The 4,317-nt window shown below is 40.6% G+C and carries 2 protein-coding genes, 1 tRNA gene and 1 pseudogene; 1 reads left to right on the forward strand and 3 read right to left on the reverse strand.

Annotated elements, in window-relative coordinates:
• Window positions 1-163 precede the first annotated feature (163 nt).
• From LNTAR_RS24445 to LNTAR_RS24455, 3 genes are all read right to left on the reverse strand, one after another.
• Window positions 164-1,273, reverse strand: coding sequence for a GntR family transcriptional regulator (locus LNTAR_RS24445; RefSeq protein WP_040915786.1), 1,110 nt, complete (start codon window positions 1,271-1,273; stop codon window positions 164-166).
• Window positions 1,274-1,393: 120 nt separating this feature from the next.
• The gene (locus LNTAR_RS24450) at window positions 1,394-2,863 is read right to left on the reverse strand and encodes an MFS transporter (RefSeq protein ID WP_007281462.1); all 1,470 of its coding nucleotides are present in this window, start codon (window positions 2,861-2,863) and stop codon (window positions 1,394-1,396) included.
• A gap of 251 nt (window positions 2,864-3,114) precedes the next feature.
• Window positions 3,115-3,196, reverse strand: a tRNA-Tyr gene (locus LNTAR_RS24455).
• Window positions 3,197-3,490: 294 nt separating this feature from the next.
• On the opposite strand from LNTAR_RS24455, the pseudogene LNTAR_RS24460 reads away from it, so the two are divergent.
• Window positions 3,491-4,317 (forward strand): annotated as a pseudogene (locus tag LNTAR_RS24460) (IS110 family RNA-guided transposase); the annotation flags it as partial.

A 4,317-nucleotide genomic window follows, 5' to 3' on the forward strand; every position in this document is an offset into this window, starting at 1 on the left:
TTTAAAGTACTATATCTATACTAGTATACTTTATGTATTCAAGGGTGATTACCTAATATTTTTCATCAAAAATCTTTTAATCAGCTTACATATCATGAGCCTAGGCACAAAAAAGCCCCGTAAATCAAATGATCTACGGGGCTAAATTTTAATTTGAGAAGCTTTAAAGAGTCTCTCGCGATATAAACGATGGTGGCATCAGAGTCACACAACGCGGTATTTCTGGCTTCTCGATGCGTTCAAACAAACGCTTTGCAATAATGCGTCCCATAGCTTCTTTATCGATAGAAACCGTACTCAAAGCAGGGTTCACTAAAGCTGCCCAATTGATATCATCGAAACCTACCAAAGAAACTTTTTCTATGAAGTTATCACCCAGTTTTTCCTTGAGTAAGCGACTCGCCCCAAAAGCCATTTCATCATTCATACAAAAAACACCATCAGGCATATCTGAAGCTAAGCGCTCCATGGCTTCATAACCGCCGTTTATCTGATAATCTGAGTATTCTACACGAATAGATTCTAAGGGGATATTGTGCGCTTTAGCTGCCGACCATACACCATCAAGGCGCTCATCGGTCGTGGACTGTTCTTTATCTCCAGCAATAACCGCCAGCTTTTTACAACCATTTTCAATTAAGGCATTGAGAGCCACAAAACCGCCTTCGCGATTATCTGCCTGAACCACATCCGCGCGAAGACCATGAAAATGATAATCCACCACAATTGAGGGTGGCCCATCTTTAATCAGCTGTTCTAAGAAGAGCTGAGGCACTGGACCCATATAAATCACACCCGATAAATTCGCCCCATGAATCATTTTTAAGATTTCTTTGCGTTCACGGCTTCCCGGCGCCGGCAATAAAATGAAGTTCGCATCGTGGCGACCAATTTCAGAGCGAATGCCCTCGAGTACCGACATGTGATAAGGCCCCGTTGATCCAGGAATCAAGACATTGGAAATAAGCCCGATATTCATAATACCCGATTCACTCTGCTCTACTGCTTTGGAACTTCCACTAAACTCGGAAACAAAGGTTCCTTGAGCAGGAACTGAGTACAATAAGCCCGCATCGGCTAACTCTTGTAGTGAACGACGGACAGTGATTTTATTGAGATTATAACGTACCGATAAATCATCCATCGAGGGCAAACGCTCACCCGGTTTATACTTACCATCTTCGATTTCTTTGCGAATAATCTCGGCAAATTGCTTATAAAGAAAAGTTTTTTTCCCACGCCCGCGGGCTAATTTATTGTCTTTACTCATCATTTTCATCCCATGTTATTTTTCATTAAGCTACATGAGTAAAATAATCATTCCAGTACTGGTATATATTTGTGTACTACAAAAGTCCAAACTAGTATACTTTTTTGGATGATTTAAAAATAATTAAACAACTCCACGACGTTTTTCTAAGCTCTCACGGATTTCGTGTGCTTTTTCTTCGGTAATTTTGTAAGAGGCAACTGCCCATATCGCTAAAACGGTCGCAACAAGGGGAATCCCCACATCAAAAACCCGAAGCAAGAACAAGGCTTGAGTTGTTTGCTGACTCGCGAGCTCGATATCAAAACCACTCACATTTAATAAATAACCTGACAAAGCTAAGGCCGCAGCCAAGCCTAGCTTAATCACCCACCAAAAAATCGAGCCAAACATCCCTTCACGACGCTCATTGGATTCCAACTCATCCAAGTCACAGACATCTGCCACCATTGAGTTGATCAAAGTAAAGAGGGAGCCCATACCAAAAGCCACCAAGGGTGCAGGTATAAAGATAAGCCACGGTAAACTTTTTGAATAACAAAACCATCTTAGAATATAACCCACTGACGATACCCCCATACAGATAAAGAAAGCTTTGCGCTTACCCATTTTCGTCGACATCCAGGTGGATAAAACAATGATCAAATAGGTCGCCCCGGTGGTAATCATTCCTACAATCCCCATATATAAGCCACCCTGCTTCATATCTCCACCGAAGAGGTAATAAGTCGCTATATAAGTTTGAAAACTATTGATCAGCATAAAACTATTGAAGATTAGGAAAGTCGCTATACACAATTTAAGGAAAGGCTTAAACTTAAGTGTCGCCCCAAAGCCCTTAAAGAACTCTCCCATCACCACGACTAGACTTTTCGAATCTTTTTTCTCCTCTTTCACCAAAGCTCTCTCTTTCAGAAAAATCGCTGGGATCAAACCAAGAACAATCGTAATAGCACCGATAATGAGCCCCAAAGTCGCTGCTGCCTCTGCCATACTATCAAACCATTTATCATTTTTCATAAAGGCAAAAAACCAAGGCGTCGCAAAATATACTAGGTTACCCGCCACACTCGTGAAGCCCATTAAACGCGTTCGCTCATGATAATCTGGGGTCATCTCATAACCTAAAGCCACTAAAGGCGTCGCAAAAACTGTATACGCCCCATAAAAAATGATGGAACCAATCAAAAAGTACCACCAAACATAATCCAGCCCCCTGTCGACGGGGAGCTTCCATAAAAGCATAAAAAATAAACCCGTCAAAATCGCTCCAATAAACATAAAGGGGCGACGACGCCCCCATTTAGAACGATGATTATCGGAAATAAAACCCATGAGTGGATCCGTAAAGGCATCACACAAACGCGGTAAGGCCGCGAGTAATCCCGCTTTAAAGGGATCCATGCCTAAACCGAGGTTAAACACAATCATCATAGCTCCAATCGCTGTTCCCAATAGATTATTAACTATGATTCCGCTACTGTAAATAAACTTATTACTCAGACTTATTTTATCTTCAGCTTTCGTCTGGTAGTGCACAGCTTCTCTCATTGGCTCCAAATCTTCATCGTTTTTATCTATTGTACATTCCATATAAAAAGCCCTGATTGATTATAATTACAATCTAGACTAGTACCAGTATGCTTTTATTTCAAGAGCTACTTATTAAAAATCTTGAATCTTAAAACATACTCTCTTGAACTTTGAGCTCCAAATAGAATACGCATAGCAGCGCTCTCAGCCTACAAAATAAATAGGATCGACACCTCTTGGACTATGCAATGGAGCTATACTGGAATAATAACAAAAAAAACGCCAAACTCGCTAGAGTTTGGCGTTTGAAGTGGTGGGGGAAGGATTCGAACCTTCGAAGGCGTAGCCGGCAGATTTACAGTCTGCTCCCTTTGACCGCTCGGGAACCCCACCGGGGTTTTGAGAGCTGAATTATAGATGAGATTCATTATTGTTCAACTCAAAAAAAAGGCTTTTTTGAGTTTTCTTTAAATCTTTCTTAAGAGCCATAATTTAGCCATCTATACTTTTATATTCGATTATCCATTTAACGATGATGCTCTTTATTTGGAGGATGAGCAGTGACCGTGCCGAAGGTACGTAGCATAACTCAGATAGTATGAGAAGGCAGCCCTCGGCAAAGTCCACTTGCTAGCAGACCTTGCCTGATATTAGTTAAGTTAACGAAAAAACTAACGGAGAACTGCCATGTCTAAAATTACTATCGAAGTACCTGAAATCACAATAGGAATTGATCTTGGAAACAAAAAACATGATATTTGTGTTTTGAATTCCGCTGGAGAGAAAATTGATCAAACAAAAATTGAAAATAATATTGTCTGCTTAGAAGAGTATTTTGAACAATATAAAGCTTGCTCAAAGGTGCGCGTCGCAATGGAGGTTGGTGCCAGTTCACTATGGATTTCTACGAAGCTTAAGGATATGGGTTTTCATGTCATTATAGCCAATGCCCGCAAACTACAAATGATTTGGGCTGACACAAATAAATGCGATGAAAGAGATGCGGAAAAGATTGCGCGTGTAGCTCGAATGGACCCAACGCTACTTCACGGAATTAAACATCGAAGTATATCAGCCCAACAAATGCTTTCCGTAATTCGTGCCCGTGAACACTTTGTTGTAGCTCGTACAAAATGTATCAACTGTGTGCGTGGATTATTAAAAAGCCTTGGTGCCACCAATTTACCTAGTTGCGCATCAAATCGTTTTGGCGAAAGAATGTTTGAATACCTTCCTGATGAGTTAATTCCGACTCTTGGAGAACTTCTCGAAGAATGTAAAGATTTAACAGATCGAATCAATAGATTAGATGATCGGATTCTTCAAATAAGTGAAGAGTCATGTCCAGAAGCTATAAAACTTCAGCAAATACCAGGTGTTGGTCCCATTACAGCTTTATCTTTTGTCTTAACTATTGATGACCCTAAACGCTTTCACAAAAGTAGAGATCTAGACCTTTTCTTGGCCTACTCCAAAAGAGATCATCAGAGAGTGTGATAAACAGCTGAGTATTA

Origin of the sequence: Lentisphaera araneosa HTCC2155 (genome assembly GCF_000170755.1) — a bacterium.
GTDB classification, from domain to species: domain Bacteria; phylum Verrucomicrobiota; class Lentisphaeria; order Lentisphaerales; family Lentisphaeraceae; genus Lentisphaera; species Lentisphaera araneosa.

Bases quoted from the DNA above. Each gene is read 5' to 3' on its own strand.
- LNTAR_RS24445 (WP_040915786.1), bottom strand. From the start codon at position 1,273: ATGATGAGTAAAGACAATAAATTAGCCCGCGGGCGTGGGAAAAAAACT.
- LNTAR_RS24450 (WP_007281462.1), bottom strand. From the start codon at position 2,863: ATGGAATGTACAATAGATAAAAACGATGAAGATTTGGAGCCAATGAGA.